The 19,002-nt window shown below is 46.3% G+C and carries 16 protein-coding genes, 1 rRNA gene and 1 other RNA gene; 13 read left to right on the top strand and 5 right to left on the bottom strand.

Annotated features, from left to right (window positions below):
• Positions 1-47: 47 nt before the first annotated feature.
• The 5 genes from EHO60_RS04720 (at position 48) to EHO60_RS04700 (ending at position 5,754) form a co-directional block, all read left to right on the top strand.
• On the top strand, positions 48-1,886 hold the full coding sequence (locus tag EHO60_RS04720; RefSeq protein WP_135767010.1) for a bifunctional chorismate-binding protein/class IV aminotransferase: 1,839 nt from the start codon (positions 48-50) through the stop codon (positions 1,884-1,886).
• Positions 1,883-2,413 (top strand): RNA 2',3'-cyclic phosphodiesterase, encoded by a 531-nt coding sequence (gene thpR / locus EHO60_RS04715; protein ID WP_135767009.1) that lies wholly within the window; start codon positions 1,883-1,885, stop codon positions 2,411-2,413. The genes EHO60_RS04720 and thpR overlap by 4 nt, the downstream gene beginning before the upstream one ends.
• A 37-nt stretch (positions 2,414-2,450) precedes the next feature.
• The gene (gene aat, locus EHO60_RS04710) at positions 2,451-3,110 is read left to right on the top strand and encodes a leucyl/phenylalanyl-tRNA--protein transferase (protein ID WP_167880187.1); all 660 of its coding nucleotides are present in this window, start codon (positions 2,451-2,453) and stop codon (positions 3,108-3,110) included.
• 84 nt (positions 3,111-3,194) lie between these two features.
• Positions 3,195-3,482: a hypothetical protein gene (locus EHO60_RS04705; protein ID WP_135767007.1), complete on the top strand. Its 288-nt coding sequence runs from the start codon at positions 3,195-3,197 to the stop codon at positions 3,480-3,482.
• A gap of 214 nt (positions 3,483-3,696) precedes the next feature.
• Positions 3,697-5,754, top strand: a complete 2,058-nt coding sequence (locus EHO60_RS04700) for an AMP-dependent synthetase/ligase (protein ID WP_135767006.1) — start codon at positions 3,697-3,699, stop codon at positions 5,752-5,754.
• 55 nt (positions 5,755-5,809) lie between these two features.
• Here the strand turns inward: EHO60_RS04700 and EHO60_RS04695 are convergent, their stop codons facing one another.
• From EHO60_RS04695 to EHO60_RS04680, 4 genes are all read right to left on the bottom strand, one after another.
• The gene (locus EHO60_RS04695; RefSeq protein ID WP_135767005.1) at positions 5,810-6,703 is read right to left on the bottom strand and encodes an MBL fold metallo-hydrolase; all 894 of its coding nucleotides are present in this window, start codon (positions 6,701-6,703) and stop codon (positions 5,810-5,812) included.
• 24 nt (positions 6,704-6,727) lie between these two features.
• Positions 6,728-8,152 (bottom strand): HEAT repeat domain-containing protein, encoded by a 1,425-nt coding sequence (locus EHO60_RS04690; RefSeq protein ID WP_246028139.1) that lies wholly within the window; start codon positions 8,150-8,152, stop codon positions 6,728-6,730.
• A gap of 154 nt (positions 8,153-8,306) precedes the next feature.
• Positions 8,307-8,993 carry a hypothetical protein gene (locus EHO60_RS04685; RefSeq protein WP_135767003.1) on the bottom strand — a complete coding sequence of 229 codons (687 nt, stop codon included), beginning with the start codon at positions 8,991-8,993 and terminating at the stop codon, positions 8,307-8,309.
• A gap of 90 nt (positions 8,994-9,083) precedes the next feature.
• The gene (locus tag EHO60_RS04680; RefSeq protein WP_135767002.1) at positions 9,084-10,358 is read right to left on the bottom strand and encodes a hypothetical protein; all 1,275 of its coding nucleotides are present in this window, start codon (positions 10,356-10,358) and stop codon (positions 9,084-9,086) included.
• Positions 10,359-10,758: 400 nt separating this feature from the next.
• Here EHO60_RS04680 and ssrA point away from each other — a divergent pair.
• Positions 10,759-11,105: a transfer-messenger RNA gene (ssrA, locus tag EHO60_RS04675) on the top strand.
• Between the two features lie 207 nt (positions 11,106-11,312).
• On the opposite strand, the gene EHO60_RS04670 is transcribed toward ssrA, so the two are convergent.
• Positions 11,313-13,238, bottom strand: coding sequence for an adenylate/guanylate cyclase domain-containing protein (locus EHO60_RS04670; protein ID WP_135767001.1), 1,926 nt, complete (start codon positions 13,236-13,238; stop codon positions 11,313-11,315).
• 102 nt (positions 13,239-13,340) lie between these two features.
• On the opposite strand from EHO60_RS04670, the gene EHO60_RS04665 reads away from it, so the two are divergent.
• The 7 genes from EHO60_RS04665 to yidD all read left to right on the top strand — a co-directional run bounded on the left by EHO60_RS04665 (position 13,341) and on the right by yidD (position 19,001).
• A complete protein-coding gene (locus EHO60_RS04665; protein WP_135767000.1) occupies positions 13,341-14,609 on the top strand; it encodes an aminotransferase class I/II-fold pyridoxal phosphate-dependent enzyme in 1,269 nt (422 codons plus the stop codon).
• Positions 14,610-14,741: 132 nt separating this feature from the next.
• Positions 14,742-17,072 (top strand): hypothetical protein, encoded by a 2,331-nt coding sequence (locus EHO60_RS04660; RefSeq protein WP_135766999.1) that lies wholly within the window; start codon positions 14,742-14,744, stop codon positions 17,070-17,072.
• A 43-nt stretch (positions 17,073-17,115) separates the two neighbouring features.
• Positions 17,116-17,952, top strand: coding sequence for an Fpg/Nei family DNA glycosylase (locus tag EHO60_RS04655; protein WP_135766998.1), 837 nt, complete (start codon positions 17,116-17,118; stop codon positions 17,950-17,952).
• Between the two features lie 69 nt (positions 17,953-18,021).
• Positions 18,022-18,138 (top strand): 5S ribosomal RNA (gene rrf / locus EHO60_RS04650).
• A 147-nt stretch (positions 18,139-18,285) separates the two neighbouring features.
• Positions 18,286-18,447, top strand: coding sequence for a 50S ribosomal protein L34 (rpmH, locus tag EHO60_RS04645; protein ID WP_010416069.1), 162 nt, complete (start codon positions 18,286-18,288; stop codon positions 18,445-18,447).
• Between the two features lie 9 nt (positions 18,448-18,456).
• Positions 18,457-18,777, top strand: coding sequence for a ribonuclease P protein component (gene rnpA / locus EHO60_RS04640; RefSeq protein WP_135766997.1), 321 nt, complete (start codon positions 18,457-18,459; stop codon positions 18,775-18,777).
• Positions 18,774-19,001, top strand: a complete 228-nt coding sequence (gene yidD / locus EHO60_RS04635) for a membrane protein insertion efficiency factor YidD (protein WP_135766996.1) — start codon at positions 18,774-18,776, stop codon at positions 18,999-19,001. The genes rnpA and yidD overlap by 4 nt, the downstream gene beginning before the upstream one ends.
• Position 19,002: the final 1 nt, after the last annotated feature.

Genomic DNA, 19,002 nt, shown 5'->3' with positions numbered 1-19,002 from the left:
TATTTATCCGATCGCTATTTGGATAAGGGATAAAAAGACTTCCTTGTATGAATTGGTTTAAGGACAACGGTGTAAAGCCTTTCGTGTTTTTGGGAAGAGGGTTTTCGTGCGAACAAAAACCTATCCTCGCGTTTCCGGAGGAAGTCTTCACTACTAATCGACGAAGCGAAGTTCTTAAAATCATTCGGAAAATCGAAGATAAGGTTTCGGAAGGTTTTTTTGCGGCAGGATGGATTTCATACGAATCGGGAGATGCTTTTTTAAAAGGGGAGGGAGAATATGTCGATTCATCTTTCGATTTTCCCTTAGTTTGGTTCGGAACGTTCCAAGAGTATAAGAGTTTAGAAAAAGAGGAATTGGCAAGCTGGGAAAATTCCTTTTCCGCGGAAGGTTATTCTATTCGGTACAAATCTTCCATAAATTTCGATAAATTTGAAGATTCTATCCATAAGATCAAACAATCGCTACGCAATGGGGACGGTTATCAAATTAATTACACGTTTCCCCTAGAGTTGAATCTTCTCGGTTCGAGTGGCCGCTTTTTTTTCGATCTTCGTAAGGCGCAGGATGTTCCATACGAGGCATGGATCTATACTGGTCGAGAAAAGGCGGACAACGTCGGGCGAGAAATTCTGTCTTTTTCTCCCGAACTTTTTTGGGAGAGAACGGGTAAAATCATAAGAACTTCACCCATGAAAGGGACTAGGCCCAGAGGAAAAAATGCGGAAGAAGACCTTCGATTCAGGACAGATTTGCAGGACTCCGAAAAAGATAGGGCCGAAAATCTGATGATCACGGATCTGATTCGGAGCGATCTAGGCAAAATATCCGAATTAGGTTCCGTCTCCGTTCAAAATCTGTTCGGAATCCAGGAATATAGCACCGTCTTTCAGATGACGAGCGATATCGGTTCCGTCTTAAGCGAAGGGGTTTCTTTTTCGAAAATTCTGGAGGCTCTCTTTCCTGGCGGATCGATTACCGGGGCACCGAAACGGAGGGCGACAGAGATCATTTCTTCTCTAGAAGGAAGTCGAGGAATCTATACCGGAGCAATCGCCTTTTTATCTCCCGGGCAGGAAACGGTATCCATTCCGATCCGCACCCTAGAGTTTCAGGGGGATTTCGGAGACGGGCGGAGCGGCAGGTTCGGGATTGGCGCCGGGATTACGATCGATTCAGACCCTGAAGAAGAGTGGAAGGAATGCTGGTCCAAGGCTGCTTTTTTAACGGAATCCGTCCGCGAAATCGGAGGGAACTTCGAGATTTTCACGACGGCAAGAGCGAAAAGAGGTACGGTATATTTCGAAAAAGAACATGAAGAAAGGATGCGAAATTCCGCAAAGGAACTGGGTTTTACTTTTCCTGATCAGGAATGGAAATCTATATTAGAAAAAATAAAAATAGAGAGTTCGGGAAACGCTAAGAACACATACCGTGTGCGGATCTCTTTGGATCGGAAACTCGGTTTGAAGTTCGAAATGCAATTATGGCCGTCGGCGGAGAAAGAAGGGAGAATCTTGATTTCGAATAAAAGATTGCGGAATAACGAGACGCTCCGTCTTCATAAAACCAGTGTTCGGACGGCATATCTGGAAGGATACGAATCGGCACGTTCCAAAGGTTATTTGGACGCAGTCTTTACCGACGAGGAAGCTCGTATTCTAGAAGGAAGTATCCATTCCATTTTTCTAAGAATCGGAGGAAAATGGTTCACACCCTCCCTTCAATCGTGTATCCTACCCGGGATCGCTAGAAAAAAATTAATGATAAGACTAAAGGCCAGGGAAAAGGATTTATTCGTACCGGATTTTCGGGAGGCCGAAAGAATTATTCTCTGCAATGCGCTGCGCGGGATCCGTTTAGTCACTTCGGTAGATTTGGAATGAGAACGTTCATCGGTCTTTCTCTTCCGGAAAAAATCCGCGATTCCATTGTCCGAATTTGCTACGGTATAGAAGGAGCTCGCTGGGTGCCGGAGGAGAATTTTCACGTTACTCTGGTTTTTTTAGGCGAATTGGATTCCGTAGGATTTGATTCTTTGCGGGAAATCTGCACTGATGTCAGTGCGGGAGTCTTTCCTCTAAAAGCTAGCGGACTCGGATGGTTCGGGTTCAAAAAGCCGGCGATTCTTTATATCGCTTGCGATCCGGATCCTGGGTTATTGGATCTACAGAGAACCTTGGAATCTGCTTGCAAGAGAGCAGGTTTTTCCGTAGAAAAACGGGAATACAAGCCGCATATAACCATAGCCCGGTTTCGGGATTCGGCTCAAAGAAGCGTTATGACCTATCTGGAAGAATTTCGGGATTTTACCCTTCCTGTCTTCGAACCGGGAGAGTTTCATATTTATTCCAGCAGAAGCGATGGTCCGATCTATAGGATCGAAGAATCGTTTCCTATCGGGAGGGAGTGAGGTGGAATTTCCGAGCGAGGAGACGTATATTCCTAAAATCCGGGATTTTTCGGATTTTTTTCTCAACCCGAAAGAAACAGAGGAAGAGGTGGTCGGAATCGGGGGAGATCTTAGTACGTCCCGTCTACTTTACGCTTATACTCACGGAATTTTTCCCTGGATGGATAAACCTTTGCTTTGGTTTTCTTTGGATCCCAGAGCGATCTTCGATCTGAATGTTCTTCATCTGAGCCGTAAGGTCCACCGGAAAATTCGGCAGAAAAAATATACGATCACGATGAATCACGCGTTCGAGCAGGTTATGCGTTGCTGTTCTTACCGTTCCGAGGAGCAGACTTGGATTACGGATACGTTCCTAAAAGGATTTACCGAGTTCCATAGACAAGGTTACGCACATAGTCTGGAAGTTTGGAACGAAGAAGGTCTTCTCGGTGGAGGAGTTTACGGAGTGGCGATCGGAAAATTCTTTGCCGGCGAGTCCATGTTTTCTTTCGAACCTGATTTCGGAAAAATCGCTCTCCATTATCTTTTCCAGATTTTGAAAAGGGACGGTTTTACTTTGTTCGATACCCAGCAGATGAATCCCGTAACGCTGTCGTTAGGGGCGTACGAGATACCGAAATCGAAATTTTTGGAACGACTTACTTCGGCTGTGGAAGTGCCTTCCAAGTGGAAACCTTCTCGACTCGAAATTTGATTTTTTGCTAAATTCGGTTTGATTTGCCTTACATAATAATAAAAGTAAGGCATTAAAACCAACCTAAAATATAGGCAGACTATCATGACCCTATTCAAAAAAATTCTAGCTTCCCTTCTAGTTTCCGCAATCGCTCTTTTCGGTTTTAACGGACTGACTGCAGAAGATGCGGCAGGTGACGAGCCCGCTCACACGCAAGATTCCGGTGCGGCAAAGTCCGAGAAAAAAGGTAAAAAAGGGAAGAAAAAGAAATCCAAAAAGAAACACGGTAAAAAGTCCAAAAAAGGAGCTAAAAAAGAGGAAGAAGGATCCAAGTCTGAGTCTTCCACTCCTGCTCCTTCCCACGAGGGAGCTGCCGGCGAAGAGCAGTAATTCCGGTATTCGTTTCGAATTCCGCCCGACGATTCTGCGGGCGGAATTTATATTATCAAAACTCGTTCTCTCTCCGATTTTGCACCGCACCGTTTTTCTCTTTTCTAAAATTTTCTTGACTCTTCTCTTCCTCGCAATACCGTAAGCGCTCTTTTAGCCCAATTTACCAAAGGGTAATATTTATTTATCCCTTCTTCAAAAAGGAAGAACTCCAATGTATAAGAATTTAGCAGAGTTGTACCTCAAGGCAGCCCAGGCCTACGGGGACAGGCCCGCATTTTGGTCCAAGGACGAGAGTAAAGAGTATAAACCTACTAGCTTCAAACAATTGGCCGATCTCGGCCTGAATCTAGCGGAAGCACTCATCGATCTCGGAGTAAAGGCCCGGGATCACATCGGGGTGATTGCCGACAACCGTTTGGAATGGATTATCGTGGATGCGGCCGTTCTATTTTGCGGTTCCGCAAACGTTCCTCGAGGAACGGATGTCACTGATGGGGAAATGGATCATATTCTGAACCATTCTCATGCTGCTGTCGTTTTTCTGGAAAACGACAAGGTATACGAGAAGTTCCTTAAGAACAAATCCAAACTTAAGGATGTCAAGACCGTCATTATCATGGATAAAGATAGCAAAATCAAAACGAAAGGGGTTTTGCATCTTTACGATTTGATCGAAGAAGGGCGGGCACATCGGGCAAAAGGCTCCAAAAAGGCCGAAAAACGGATCGAAGGAATCAAGCCCGACGACCTGTTCACATTGATTTATACTTCCGGAACAACGGGAATGCCTAAGGGCGTTATGCTTATGCATTCCAACATGACGCACCAAATCGAATATGTCGTCCCCCTGATCCTGAAAAAGTCCATGATCAAAGAGGATGATAGTATGCTCTCCATCCTCCCGGTATGGCATATATTCGAACGGGTAGTAGAGTATTCGGCAATCTCCCTCGGTATCGCTACCTTTTATACGAAAGTTGCGGATCTACGGAATGACCTCGCGAAGGCGAGACCTTCCTTTATGGCTTCCGCGCCTAGGGTGTGGGAAAGTATCTATTCCGGTATTTACAATCGGATCAACGATCCAAAGCAGACTCCTCCGGTTCGAAAATTCCTGTTCAACACTGCGTATCTGTTTTCTAAGAATTATCACGCAGCGGTCCGCTTTTTAAGCGGACGAGAAGTGGATTACGAAGGAAGAAATCCGCTCCAATCCCTCGTAATGGGGATAGAAGCGATACTCCGGTTGATTTTAACAGGCCCGTTTACGGTTTCTATTCTTGCACTGGCTGCCTATTTTTACGTGAAAAGTGCGAATCCGAATCTACCCTTCGTGCCAGGTTTACTTCTCACCATAGCGGGTCTTGGATTGATCTTCAATTATAAGACTCTGGACGCCATCGTTCTGGCGAAGATCCGCCAAGCTACCGGTGGGCGTCTGAGAGGAACTCTTTCCGGAGGCGGGGCTTTACAACGGCACGTTGACAATTTCTTCAACGATATCGGTCTGCTCGTTTTGGAAGGTTATGGTATGACTGAAACCGCTCCGGTGATTTCCGTCCGCCATTACGATTATCCTATTATCGGATCCGTCGGATACGTAGTTCCGAAAACGGAGCTTCAGATCAGGGACGACAACGGAAAAATCCTGACTCATATCAACGACAATCGTGAGATCTTGGCCGGAAAGATCGGACTCAAGGGAGTCGTTCATATCAAAGGGCCGCAAGTCATGAAAGGGTATTATAAAAACCCGGAAGCGACTAAAAAAACCATCTCGGACGGATGGATCAATACGGGAGATATCGGTTTCATCAACTATAAGAAGACCCTTACTCTAACCGGTCGTGCTAAGGATACGGTCGTTCTTTTGGGTGGAGAAAACGTGGAGCCCGTTCCCATCGAAAATAAATTGGACGAATCCCCGTTTATCAAACAATCCATGGTGTTCGGACAAGACCAAAAGGCTCTCGGGGCCATCATCGTTCCTGATATCGATAATCTGAAACCTTGGCTGGAACAGAACGGAATCACCGCGAAAGAACTGAAAGATTTGGTGGATCATCCTAAAGTTCTCGAGTTCTACAAAAAAGAAATTCGGGAGTACAATAGTACGAAGGAAGGTTTTAAATCCTTCGAATTGGTACAACATGTGGTGATCGCTCCGAAAGCATTCGAAGTAGGGGATGAATTGACCAACCTGTTAAAGATGAAACGCCACGTAATCACCGAAAAGTATCAGAAAAAGATAGATAGGGTGTACAAGTAATTCGAAGGTTTTAACGCCTGCGAAGGGCTTCGGGTAAAACCGAAGCCCTTCTTGTTTATGGAATCCTATAGATTCGAGGAAACACTTCCTCTTCTGGACGGAGAAGCGAAGGGTCATGGAAGGTTAGGATTTTCGTCCCTTGTTCTACTAGCAATTCCAAGTATTGTATAAATTCCCGATGATTTTTAACGGAATAGAGCGGTAGACCCGCAGGATCTTTTCCTCCCGCGCAAAGTTCCGTGAAGATACATTCATCACCTGCGAAGAGTACCCTATTTTTCGGAAATCGCAACCATTCTACCGCTGAGTGACCTGGGGTTCGCCCTCCCGTAAAGAGAATTCTAAAATCGGGAAACACTTCCAGGCTGCCTTGGACAAAGGTCAGTTTTTTATCCTTTTCTTTGGTGTGCAGAATCTTTCTGAGATTCGGAAACCAATCCGTCTTTTTCAGAAGCTCCCAATCGTTCGGATTGATGAAAACCCTAGCTCTCGGAAACAAATCCAGCCCTCCTGCGTGATCGGCGGAAAAATGAGTCAATACGATATCGGTAACCATCGAACCTCTGATTCCGGCTTTTTCTAGGATGGTACTGGGAGAGGCCCAGTCTTTGAGACCGTATCTGTCCTTGGTTCGCACGGAAGAGATTCCGGAGTCAATCAACAGGATTCTATTTCCACTTTTGATCAGATAAAATAGAAAAACCGTTTCCTTGCGTTCGGTTCCGTCCTCCGATTCGTCGGAGAGTTCCAACCGCCTTCCGTTTCCGTAATGGACCGCGTAGAGACCATCTTCTAATTCGTATTTCGAGTCGGTTCCGAGGTTTTTCTTAGGATTTTCCCGAAATACATTCCGTTCCGTTTCGGTTGTCCGACAGGCCATCGCACCGAACAGAAGGAAAAAGGGAAAAAGGAATTTCAGCGAACATACGAATCTAAGATGTAAAATCATGGAAAGGACGAAAAAATTCTTCCCTTACTTTCGACTTTGGTACCAATTCAACCACTCGTTTTTGGAAGAGAATTTTTCTCCGGTCACGGATTTTAACGCCGCGACCACCAATTTCCGGTTTCGAGGAGTCTCGTTATCCTCCAAAAGAAAGATCAAAACAGGAAGGCTTTTGGGATCTTTTCGAGCCCCGAGTTGTGCAACTGCTACTTGGTGCAGATTCCAATTTTGGCTCCGGGCATATTTTTCCAAAATAGATTCCGCTTCTTCTCCCTTGATGGACGCGATCGCACCTAAGGTGCTAGGCGCTAAGTCCGGGAATTGCTGGGTTTTACGATCCAGTAAGGCCAACGATTTGGGAGAAGCGATCATACCTAAACTCTCGGCCGCGATCCTCGCCAATTTTTGATCAGAGGAATCGGCCGCTTTTTCCAATAGAGGTAACGCTTCCGGTGCACCGATTCCACCTAGAGCCCAAACCGCTCCGTATCTTGCCTCGCCGGAAGTTTCCTGGCTGATTCCGGATAAGACCGGAATACTTCGTTTATCACCCAGATATCCTAAGGACTGCGCGATGATTTCGCGGTCCGGCAAGGAGGTATCGAGGAGGGAAGTCTCGATGGATTCTCGGGCTGGAGCGTACTTGATGCGACCTAAAATATGAGAGGCCGGTCCTTTCGTGTCCGCCGATCCAGTACGAAGTACGCGCAATACATTTGGTCCCGTCTGCTGAGAAGGAATTCCGATGAGAACGTCCGCAGCTCTGTAACGAATTTCCCTACTCGGATGGCCGATTAACGGTAAAACCGCAGGAATCGAGCTCGGATCCCCTATATCCACTAGCGCGATAGAAGAATTTTCTCTTCCTTTATCGAATTCCGCAGTCATTGCTTGAATCAGAAGAGGAACCGCTTTCCTACTTTTGATTTTACCCAGAGCTAAATAAACTGCAGCCAAACTAGGGCTTGGCCTTAAATTTTCGGATTGTTTCAGCAGATAAGCTTCTCCAGCTTGAATTCGCAGTTTTCCGATCGCCATGGCGTATGTTTTGGTCTTCTCCGGGTCGGAGTTTTTTTGAGCGGACGCTAAAAGGTTTCCACTAACAGAACGGGCGTCGATCCGGACCAAGGTATCCACAGTTAATAAACGAATCGTAGAATCCTCGCTTTCCAAAAAAGGAACGAGTTTATTTCCTACGTCGGCATCGCCCATTCTTGCCAAAGCCTCCAATACCGTGTCGATTCCGACTCCCGATCCCGGTTGCAAAAGATTTAATATTCCCTGCTTAGAAGATCTATCCTTGTAAATTCCCAATGCGAGGGCGGCCGGACCGCGCAATGGTTTTTCATTTCCGGTTAGGAAACTTCTGATCTTTGGGAGATAGTTTCTCTCGTTCCGATCGGCCAACTCCAGAATCGCCAGGGATTTGGCCTGGGCATTTTCCGATTCCAAAGCCTTTTCAAGCTCCGCGAGACTGGCAGGTTCCGTTTCCGAAATTTCAGGTAGACGGTCCGGCTTTGGGGGACCGCTGCATGAAAGTAAGAAGGTTAGAAATGTTAGAAAGGAAAGACGAAGTAAAAAATAGAAACGGATCTTTTTTGCCATTTTAAGAAGAAGGAACTATATTCAGGGTTTGTTTTAATTGTTGCAAATCGCTTTTCCATTGAGCGATATCCTGGTTGGCTTCCGAAACCTGGGCGGGATCCATTTGTCCCCGTTGTATGGTGTATTCTACGAGCTGTACCCTGGATTCCAATTCCTGGATTTTATATTCCAAATATGCTCTTTGTTGCTGGGGGGTCACCTGGGGTTCGGTTGTTTGCGCGGGAGAGGTGCCCGGCTCCGCAAATCTTCCTGCGCTTCTCGCCATCGCAAACTGGGATTCCGCCGCAGTTACGAGATCCAATCTTTCTCGGGCTTTCTTTTCCTGCTCTTCCGTTAATGGGGGGCGAAATTCTGCAGGAATATAAATGTTTTTCGGATATTTGAGTGCGAATTCGGCCCATTCTTCCCGGATTTTTTCCCGATCGGAATCCGTCTTTTTCGGACCGAAAGCATGGGGCCATAATCTCTTTGCTTGCCCTTCCAATTCGGGATCTTCTTGGAACGGATGCGGAGCTTCCGGGAATTCGATTCCGGAAGTTAAGTTTCGTCTTCTTTCCAAAACCGTCTCGGTTTCCTGGCTGACGGACTTGATTTTGCGGGATTGCTCGGGCCAAAAAATAAATAATAGAAGAACGAATACAAGGAACCCAAGTAGGATCCACAGGGAATATTTTTTAATAAGAAGCATACTTGTCGCGCGATCGAGGCGTTTTTAAAGAAAGGAATCGCAAAACCTCGAGAACAAGTTCCTCGAGATTTTGCGATCTGTATCGAAAGTTTATACGAAGATTCCGATGACCCAAGAAATAAACTGCCCGAAGATCGTTTCGGTCAGGAATTTTTTCAGATCGATCGGATTGCGGTTTAAGCTGTCATAATACCAAGCGTTATATTCGCTGATGGTCGGAATGGAAAATCCGTATTTAGAATCGATCGCTTTGATCAATTCGTTCGCAAAAACCGTATGACCGTATTGGTTCGGATGCACTCCGTCCAACCCGAAGATTCCGGGCTGCCCGGGAAGCGGCCAGTTCGCTCTGGCGTATCCGGGACTCCATCCGGACGGACTGTTAATCAACCTTCCGTTTTCCTTCAGATCGTCGAATAGTACTTTCAGATCCGCAACCGCGAATCCCATCGCGACCGCTTGGGCTTTTATTTCGCCATTCAACATGGTTAAGAAGTTCGTGATGGTATTTACTTCACCCGCGTCCAGAACCTGAGAAGGATCGGAAACGGAAGAACGGAAAAATGCCTTTAACCCCGTATAATTCGCTCTTCCTTGCGGATCTTGGTACGGTTCCAAGAAGGCGATGGAAGTCACATTCGGAATCGTAAAGAGAACTCCACCTTGGATGGATCCGATCACAGACATTCTGCGCATCGTTTCCCGGATGTCTCTCTTGAATCGCGCTTCGTCCAAGCAATTCGTGGAAGTGCTTAGGGCCGTACAAAGAACGTGGTTTGCAGCTGCGGTTCCGAATAAGAAAGTCGGTCTGACTTTTTCCATGATTTCCATCTGAGTTCCGGAATTTCCCAATCCGAAACGATGGAATTTATCCGGAGCTTGGCAATCCGCTACTTGAACCCAGCGATAGGTAAACCAATACCAGGTCGCCCAGTACCATTGCCTGGTCCATTTCGTAGCGGTGATATCTTCGCACTGGCCCGAAGTTTTCAGAACGGTAGTGTAATCTGCGCCGGTGATGCCTGCATGGGTCGGAAGGCTAACAGTAGATTGGTTTCCACCGATAACGCTTGCTGCGATGCAGAAGATACCGCAATTCCCTTTAAGAACATCCTCGAAGTTAATGTACGGTCCTTTTAAAACGTTATAACTTACTCCCGAGCCGGCTTGTTTGGAGACAAGCACGGGATAAGCCCAGTCTTGGGTCTTTTTTTCCACGGTAGCGCCAAAGAAACCTTGGCTCAAAGAATCTCCGATGACACCAGGCTTCGTAAAAAGTTGGGACTGGCTTTGTGCGGAGAGGGAAATCGCGCTAAAACAAATCCCCAATGCCGCTACGGCTTTCCAAATGATAGATTTTCTCATTTTAAATTTTTATCCTCACGGACGCTCTTCCTAAACCAAGAAGGCGATCCAATTCTCTGTGTGCCAATGTAGCGTTAATTCGGAAAAAAGTCAACGCCACTAAGGTTTTCGGGATTGTATATAAAACATTCGTTATATTACATTGGATCAAAAATTAGATGGTTAGATATCGAATTAAAGGTGTTCGATGAATTTCATATTTTTATAAACTCTGTTCGTTATAAATTTCTTTCCTAACACAGTTCGGTATCTTCGGAAAGTCTTTGCACGTTTATAGCTTAAAATGGGAAGGAAGGAAGATTTTCAGGATATTTTGCCCGGAATTCCGGGAAATTTTAGGGGAAAAATTCCTTGAATTTCCGGAATTCCATCGAAATCTGGGCGTCTAACTGATAACAACGGGGACGAATTTGGTTTCGACTGTTGTAGTTGAAGTGTGGTGGCATGTAGGGGTGAGGGGCCTCTTAAAAACCTTCAAAACAATAAACGCTAACAACGAATTAGCACTAGCAGCTTAATCTCTGCTACGGACGAAAGGCTTACTCCCCCGGTGGTTTTTTGTCCGACTCAAACGGGGGACGTGATTCATCGGTGTTCGGTTCTCGATGGATGATGTACTGGAATCGAATTGGAGGGGCACACCTGCCTGCGGGTTAAGGCTCTCCGAAACAACAATCGTAGGACAAACATGTAGAGGCCCCATAGAGGCACAATAGGACCCGGGTTCGAACCCCGGCGTCTCCAGTAATCATCTATCGTTATGGATTTCATCGGGGTGAGAATGCGAACTCAAGAGAGCAGAGATAGCGACTCATAGGGAGCGTAATCTCTGCGACCGAACCGCACGGAAGCGGTGAGGCTTCGAGTGAGACGCCGCAGAGCCCGATCGGAAAGGAAGTCCGGTCGCGTCGCGGCGAACCCCGGCGTCTCCAGCAATCATCTCTTATTTTATTATCATGTTCCGTCGGTCGATTTCACCAGCTTGTAAGCATCCGTATCCACATCGATCCAGGATTGGTGGAACTTCACTTTTTTGACCTTCCACCCCTTTTCTTTCATAAAATGACGAACTTCCCTATCTCGGAAAACGGTTTCCGAAAGTACGATTTCCTGCTCGTCAGCGATCCCTTGCAATTTGGCGGCAAAATTTACCGTGTTTCCGAAATAATCTATATTGCTGTTCAAATTCACCGCTAAGCAGGGACCGCTATGAAGACTGACTCGAATCCGGATCGGAGTCCGGTTCTTCGAGGAGGAAAATGCTTCCTGCAACTCGGAGGCAGCAAGGATTCCGTTCACGGGAGAAGTAAAGGAGGCCATGACCGCGTCTCCGATCGTTTTTACAACGGCGCCCTGGTATTCCCGAACAATTTTATAAATTTCCACGAAATGTTGCCGCACCTCGGCAAACGCGCTCGTGTCCCCTTTTTGGTGATAGAATCGAGTGGATCCGACTATATCGGTAAACAAAATCGTTTGGATTCCGATATCCAACTGCAATTCGGTGGAAAGAGCTTCTTGGGAGAACAGTTCCCGGAAATCCTGAAAATTGAATAGATCGGACGGTCTAAGACTGTTTTGGTCTTCCCGCCTCTCCTCTATGACGAAAGTCTTCGGAAGAGAGTCCTCGTTTTTCAGGACCAATGCGGGGAAATCTTTCACGGTAAGTTGTTCCGGCAAAGAAGTCGACCATTCCAGTTTTTGTACGGAAGAATCTTTCGACACATCCAAAAGGGTATAATGCTTCTCTCCTCCGACCCTCATTCGATAGGTTCCGGGTCCGAGCAAAAGACGGGATTCGTACGTCTCTTTCGGATCCAGATATTTTTGAAAGCGGATATGCGATTTGGTGGCGGGTTCCGCCGCGCAGAAAAATCTTTTTTGGACCTCGCGAACGGAAGGATGGACATGGAAAGTGATTTCCACCGAGTTGATTTGGTTCGTATCGAAACGTATATTACAAACTTCGCAGGAATCTCTCGTAGGCAAATCTCCCAGATGCATGGCTTCCGTACGCACTCCGCGGCAATGAGGACAAATAATATCCCAGGAAAGGGTAAACAGACCCTGGCGACAACCGTGTAGAAAGACGAGAAGTAGTTCGTTTAAAGAAATATTCCAAGCCTTTGCCAAGGCCTTGACTCGGATACGGTAAAGGTCGTTCTCCTCTGCGTCGAATATATAGCCCAATACTTTATTCACGAGATTTCTAGGTTGGCCGTCCCGGATTAAGCCTGTACGAATTTGGTGTACTCTCGCAGGGAAAACCGGATCTGAATCTGCCGGAGATTCCTTCAATAATCCCAAAGCCGAAGGGCCGATCCAGCCTGCAGTTTCTACTTTTTTCAGATCGCTTACGACTTCGGATAATCCTTTGATATAGGATTTCTCCAATTGACGCATCCCGATCGGCAACATGTGTTTTCCGATAAACCCTTTCGGTATCCATCCGAAATAGACGAAGAGCCTAGTTCCATCCCCGTTTAAAGGAAAAAGTTGGTAACGGGTTCTGACGTAATACGCAAATCCTTTCGAGTAGATACGCGCGTTATTTAATTGTCTGCAGTACTCCCATTCCCAGGGAACTTCCTCCCATTCCATCAGGATTCCTGCATTTTTGGAGGAACCGAATAACTTTCCGTCGATTTCCCGGAATTTCATTTCAGGAATACCTATCCTTTTGTTAAAGGACGAAGTGTCCGTCAACCAAGGCCATATTTGGGTCGGGGTGACGCCTAAATCGAATTTCCAGAGTCTGTCGATCGGATCTGAAAGCGAAGTCCACCGACTTTCCCAAGGAAAGGCATTCAGGAACGTCCCGAGATCCAAATTTTCAGGATCCAAAATTTTCCGAATATCGGTAGGAATATTTTCAGGCATACCCTTCTCCAATGATAGAATTCGACAAAGAAAGAAAAATTTCCCGCCTAAACTTAGATTATGTTTCCGGAACTTTCATGGAAAGAAAAGTGGAATACGTCTATGATTCCGAAATTCTCCGTATCCAAATTCGGTTCGAAATTTAGCCGCCAAACCGGTATTGGGCAACTTATGGAGGATCTGGCAAATCTCGACCCAGGGATTTGTATGTTAGGAGGAGGAAGTCCTGCGTTGATCCCGGAGGTACAGTCAGTTTGGAGAGAGTTTCTTTCCAAACTAACGGAGAAAGGAAGTTGGGAATCGATTCTAGGAAAATACGAATCTCCTAGCGGCAAGCGGGAAACCCTGGAAGCCATCGCCGATCTCTTACGGAAGGAATCCGGCAGACCGATTCGAACCGAAGAAATCGCAATTACGGGTGGTTCCCAAAACGCATTCTATTTACTCTTGAATTTTTTTTCCGGGACTTACGAGGACGGTATTCAGAGAAGGGCGGTTTTTCCGGCGGTTCCGGAATACATCGGTTATATAGACCAGCCATTAGAGGAAGATTCCATCCTTCCTCTTCCGAGTCTCGTTCGAGAAACGGGGGAGCATACCTTCCGCTACGAACTGGACGAAGCAGGGTTGGAAAGATTAAGCGAATCTTCGGAACCTCTCGGTTGTGTTGTCTTATCCCGCCCTTCCAACCCGACCGGACGGATCGCAGGGGAAGAGGAAATTCGAAAGATACTTTCTTTCGCCGGAAAAAAAAGGATCCCGTTCCTTCTAGATAGCGCTTACGGTTTCCCGTTTCCGGGGATCGTTTATTCCGAAGGGCATCGCTGGTTTTACGAAGAAGGTTTGATCCAATCATTCAGTCTTTCCAAGATCGGATTGCCTGGGGTAAGAACGGGTTTTGTTTTGGCGGACCCTAAGACCGTTTCCTCATTAAATAAAGCGAATGCTGTCCTGAATTTAACCGGCGGAAGTCTGGGACAATACGTCGGTCTAGAGCTTTTTACCTCGGGGGCCTGGTCTTCCTTAAGTAAAAACGTAATTCTTCCGTATTATGCCGAAAAACGGAGACTTGCTTTCTCCGTGATAGAAAGGGAGTGGGCAGGCAAATTCAGATACCAGGTTCATGAAAGCGAAGGAGCTTTTTTTCTCTGGGTCCGATTCAGAGGACTTTCAAAATCCTTAACCGAATTGTACTCGGTACTCAAAAAATCCGGCGTGATCCTCGTCCCGGGGAGGTATTTCTATCCGAAATCCGAAGTGAATTATCCTTTTGTCGACGAATGTGCCCGAATCAGTTTTGCCCGAGACGATGAAGAACTTTCCGAAGGACTTTCCAGGATCGGGAAGGTTTTGGCCGGATATTCGAATTAACATATCTGGCAGATTTTCACCGACCGAATTTGGCGTAATAAAAGAGTTTCAATCTCTTTTCGGATTCGCGATTCTGGTTTCTAGAATATTCGCGAAATCCGCCTCCCGGATTGTTGTTCATTTCGGACGCTCATGGAAACTTTGGAGCAAGAATTATCCTTTGAAGAATTATCCTCGGACCAATCTAAAGTCGCCGATATAGACGGACTTCAGCCCGACTATATTTTCTTAAATGACGGAGCGGTGGGATTATCCGCCACTTCCCGTTGCATTCTGGATGAACTGAGAGATTGGCATAAAAAAACCGAAAAGCACGGGTCTAAAAGCGTTCATCCTTCCTATCTTCTCACTCTGGACAAACTCGGTGAGCTTCTAAATAAGTATCGGAATTTAAGCGAGCAAGCGAAGTCTCCGGAATCGGTGGATTTGGCTTTGCGTCAGGTTTTAGATTCCGATAAAAAGGGGAAAAATAAGTCGGCGATGATGTATCCGTTTCTGGTTAGGAACGCAAATAAAGTCATGGCCAAAATCGCTTTGGTTTCCCCCCAGAAAGAAGCTAAAACGGACGTTACACCGTATAGAAAAGCCTGCTTTCAATTTTCCGAAGAAACCATAGATCTGATACTTGCAAATCGATCCAAGAAACCGCGTATTCTCGAAGAAGATCGCCCGGGCGCGATTATATTACATAAAAATAAAGCAGGCCAGTTGTGGCTTTATCCTAAATTGGGCTCGCTCGAGTCCGAAATGGCGAGTCTTTTGCGGAGAGGATTTCAACCTTATCACTACCTTCCTATGACCGATTTTTTGTCGGATTTCGTCAATTATGCCAAATCGAAAGAGGCCTTAACTCAAATTCTCCCGGACTATCATATCATCATCGATGATCTCATGTTGAATCCCGATGGAACTTACGTTCACCAACCGGAAGTGATTGCTCATTACCGCGCGCAGCTTGACGGATTGGAAGTTTTTGCCCTCACATACTTAAAGCAATTAGCGGAAAGAGCAGGTTATACTTTGTTTCGGTCCCGCATCCAGGATTTCGAAAACGTTCATGGAACAGCGGAGCAGGGCAGAAGGCAAAATAGTGAGAAAGCCGAGGCTCTCATCCAGCTGGTAGAGGATTTTCCTTTCGACCGGGAAAAGGACGATCTGGGAAAAAGGGTGAGGGAAACCTGTCAGTCTTCCATTCAAATTATACGAAAACTGATCGAGGAAAAATCCAGATTAAGCGAACGGAAAATCGACGGGGCCTTTAAGAGTCTCGTTCATAGAATCCAAACTCAAATCCGGGAACACACGCAAGGACAACTTACCCTGTACAAATTCAACCCGGAGAAACGGTTGGCCGGAGTGGGTATCACTTCACCGGACCAGATCACCTCGTATTCGGAAGTTTTGAAAAAGGAACTCGCCGCATCCTTCGGCATGAAGGAGATTCAAAAGGAGGACGGGAGTTCTGAGATTTACATTTGCGATCCGGGCTATATGGCGGCGGTAATTCACAAATTGACTTCCGAATCCAAAGTGAATCCGTCCTTTCAAAGAGAACTGTCCATCGCGAAGGAGATCAGCGCTTCCTTATCCGCGGTAAAACACCCCGATCTGAATTCGAAATTAAAAGGAGATCATGTAGTAAAGCTGCAGCAAGACTCTTTTTTGATGGAAAGAGAGACGGAAGAGCGGGAAAGATCCGAGGCTCTCGCAAAAAAATTCAATCTTTCGATGGGGCTTCTCGGATTCGTGGGAACCATGCTTTTCTTTTTGATCGCTTCCGTCCATTTCAGCACGGTTGGCATCATCTTCGTAGGAATTCCGGTCGCTTTAGTGATCGGGATCATGCTGGCTCTTTTCTTCCGGGATAGGGAAAAAGTGGATTTACCCAATACGATGTCCAAATCCCAAGGAACGGGAATTTCGGGAATTTTTATAGGCGGCGGTTCGGTATCGGATGCCGGATTTAAGGATGAGGATGACTCGGATGAACACTTTGGAAAGGCGGAAACCCCGAAAGAAAAGAAAGTGAGCCTGATCGCAAAGGGCGCGGAAAGATTCGTTTTTCCGAATCGATTCACGAAAATCCAAGATAAGATTCACGATGGAAAATCCCTTCGGAAGAAAATCTGGGAAAATATCGACAATATCCGCCAAAGTGTTTCTTATCTCAAGTCGGAACCGGACGACGATAAGGTCGCCTCGACAGTGGAATACGCCTTATTACAGAACGCCGCAATGATCGCGATTCCGGACGAGATCGTTCCGATCGGTATGCCTAGTACGATCATACTCAGTCATTCCGACCTGAAGGCTCCTTTGATTCGGGACCAATTGTCCGAATTCCTTCGTAACGAAGCTCAAAAGAAGAAATACGACAAAAAGCTATTAAAATATTATACTTTCCTAATTAATACGATAGAAGTGGAATATTATAAATATCTTCCCAATCGGAAGAAAAGATGAACGTTCCCTCAACGATCTGCCTTAGAAGATCGTCCGTTGCATCATGCCAGAATTACCGGATCTAGTGGTCATTGAAGAGCGTCTTACGCCCGAACTGATCGGTCGTAAGATATCTGCGATAGAGATTTTGGATCCGATCGTAATCCGAAATTTGACCGGTTCTTCGATCGAGGATGGATTTATCGGAACTTCTTTCCAGGGGCTGTACAGGAACGGTCCTTTTCTGAATTTCGATCTAGGCGATAAAAACGTCATAATTCATCCGATGCTAGCCGGCCGCTTCTCGCTTGAGCCGAATTATAAAAAAAAGGATCTATGCGTCCGGTTTCGCATGGAGGGATCGGTGCTAAATTATAGTGACGACGTCAGAATGGGAAAAGTGTATTTCTCTTTGCCCAACCAATTCGCGCAGATTCCGAAATATTCCGAACAGGGAGTGGATCTTCTTTCGGAGCAATTTACCGAGGAGGAATTCCTGCGTCGCATCGATAAAAGCCGGCAGCAAACCAGAGTCTTCCTGATGGACCAATCCAAGTTGAGTGTTTTGGGAAACGCCTATTCGGACGAGATTCTATTCGATGCAAAGATTCATCCGAAAACCCCCTGCCATCGGCTCTCTTCCGAAGACAAGCATCGGTTGTATGGAAGCATTCGAAAGGTTTTGGCCGATTCCATCGATTATATTCGAAAGAAAAAGGCGCCTTTGGATTTTAAGGTCCGGGATCATGTAAAGGTCAGGAATCGGAAAAACGAACCCTGTCCCAATTGCGGAACCAAAATACGCCGTGCCAACGTGCTGGGTCACGATTCTTTCTTCTGTCCCGTTTGTCAGCCGATGGCCGGGGAACAGTTTATCGATTGGAATCGGCTCCAGCCATGAAATACGAGCTGATTTCTCTTGGATTTTTCATTGACAGCCCAAAGGGTACTTACAACGTGGCCTTAGATTCTCGGTGATTCTAGAGAGAGGGTCACACCCGTTCCCATCCCGAACACGGAAGTTAAGCCTCTCATCGCTGATGGTACTGCATGGTTCGCTGTGTGGGAGAGTAGGACGTCGCCGGGTTTTTCTTTTTTTATCCCCTCCCTTAAAACCGGTATCACTTTCTTTTAGGGGAAACGGGTTGACTGCCCGATTTAGGTAGAAAATCCTAACGGAGGGGGACTTCCCCGGTCAAAAAACCGCAATCGTAGATATTACATAGGGATTTATATGAGAAGAACTTATCAACCCAGCCGGATCAAACGCGCCCGTACCCACGGCTTCCGCGCCAGAATGGCGACTCCGGGTGGCAGAAAAACTCTCTCCCGTAGAAGGGCAAAAGGCCGTTACAAACTTACCGTTTCCGATGAAAGAGTCGGAAAGAAGTTCTAACGAAGTAAAATCGAAGAGACACTTACATCCAGGAAAGATATCCGCGAACTTTTTCAGTTAGGGAAGAGATTTTCGAAACCTCCGCTGGTTCTCGTTCACAAACCGAACGGAATCGGACACAATAGATATTTGTATTGTCCGGAACGTTCTGTAGGAACTGCGGTCCGACGAAATAGGGTCAAGAGAAGACTTCGGGCGGCGATCGCAGAATTGGCTCCCGTTTTTTCCCAAGGATTGGATATCGCTGTGCTGGCAAAGCCGACGATTTTCGAACTGGATCACAGTGAATTGATTTCCTGTTTGGCCTTTCTCATGAGACGAATTCAATGAATCAGTTGGCTATCTTTCTGATTACTCTGTACAAACGTTGGATTTCACCCGTTCTCCCGTCTGCATGTAGATTTACACCTAGTTGTTCCGAATACGCTTTGCAGGCGTTTCATGAATATAATTTCTTTCAGGCATCTTTTCTCTCCGGAAAAAGGATCCTTCGCTGCAATCCCCTCTTCGCCGCCGGTGAAGACCCTTTACCCCCCAACCCTAAAAGGAAATAGG

Source organism: Leptospira fletcheri, assembly GCF_004769195.1.
Classification (GTDB): Bacteria; Spirochaetota; Leptospiria; order Leptospirales; family Leptospiraceae; genus Leptospira_B; species Leptospira_B fletcheri.
Note: the sequence above shows the minus strand (reverse complement) of the source record. Positions and strands in the feature narration are given on the sequence as shown.

Bases quoted from the DNA above. Each gene is read 5' to 3' on its own strand.
- EHO60_RS04720 (WP_135767010.1), top strand. From the start codon at position 48: ATGAATTGGTTTAAGGACAACGGTGTAAAGCCTTTCGTGTTTTTGGGA.
- yidD (WP_135766996.1), top strand. From the start codon at position 18,774: ATGAATCAGTTGGCTATCTTTCTGATTACTCTGTACAAACGTTGGATT.
- EHO60_RS04660 (WP_135766999.1), top strand. From the start codon at position 14,742: ATGGAAACTTTGGAGCAAGAATTATCCTTTGAAGAATTATCCTCGGAC.
- EHO60_RS04665 (WP_135767000.1), top strand. From the start codon at position 13,341: ATGATTCCGAAATTCTCCGTATCCAAATTCGGTTCGAAATTTAGCCGC.
- EHO60_RS04695 (WP_135767005.1), bottom strand. From the start codon at position 6,703: ATGATTTTACATCTTAGATTCGTATGTTCGCTGAAATTCCTTTTTCCC.
- EHO60_RS04700 (WP_135767006.1), top strand. From the start codon at position 3,697: ATGTATAAGAATTTAGCAGAGTTGTACCTCAAGGCAGCCCAGGCCTAC.
- EHO60_RS04680 (WP_135767002.1), bottom strand. From the start codon at position 10,358: ATGAGAAAATCTATCATTTGGAAAGCCGTAGCGGCATTGGGGATTTGT.
- EHO60_RS04670 (WP_135767001.1), bottom strand. From the start codon at position 13,238: ATGCCTGAAAATATTCCTACCGATATTCGGAAAATTTTGGATCCTGAA.
- rpmH (WP_010416069.1), top strand. From the start codon at position 18,286: ATGAGAAGAACTTATCAACCCAGCCGGATCAAACGCGCCCGTACCCAC.
- thpR (WP_135767009.1), top strand. From the start codon at position 1,883: ATGAGAACGTTCATCGGTCTTTCTCTTCCGGAAAAAATCCGCGATTCC.
- EHO60_RS04705 (WP_135767007.1), top strand. From the start codon at position 3,195: ATGACCCTATTCAAAAAAATTCTAGCTTCCCTTCTAGTTTCCGCAATC.
- EHO60_RS04655 (WP_135766998.1), top strand. From the start codon at position 17,116: ATGCCAGAATTACCGGATCTAGTGGTCATTGAAGAGCGTCTTACGCCC.
- EHO60_RS04685 (WP_135767003.1), bottom strand. From the start codon at position 8,993: ATGCTTCTTATTAAAAAATATTCCCTGTGGATCCTACTTGGGTTCCTT.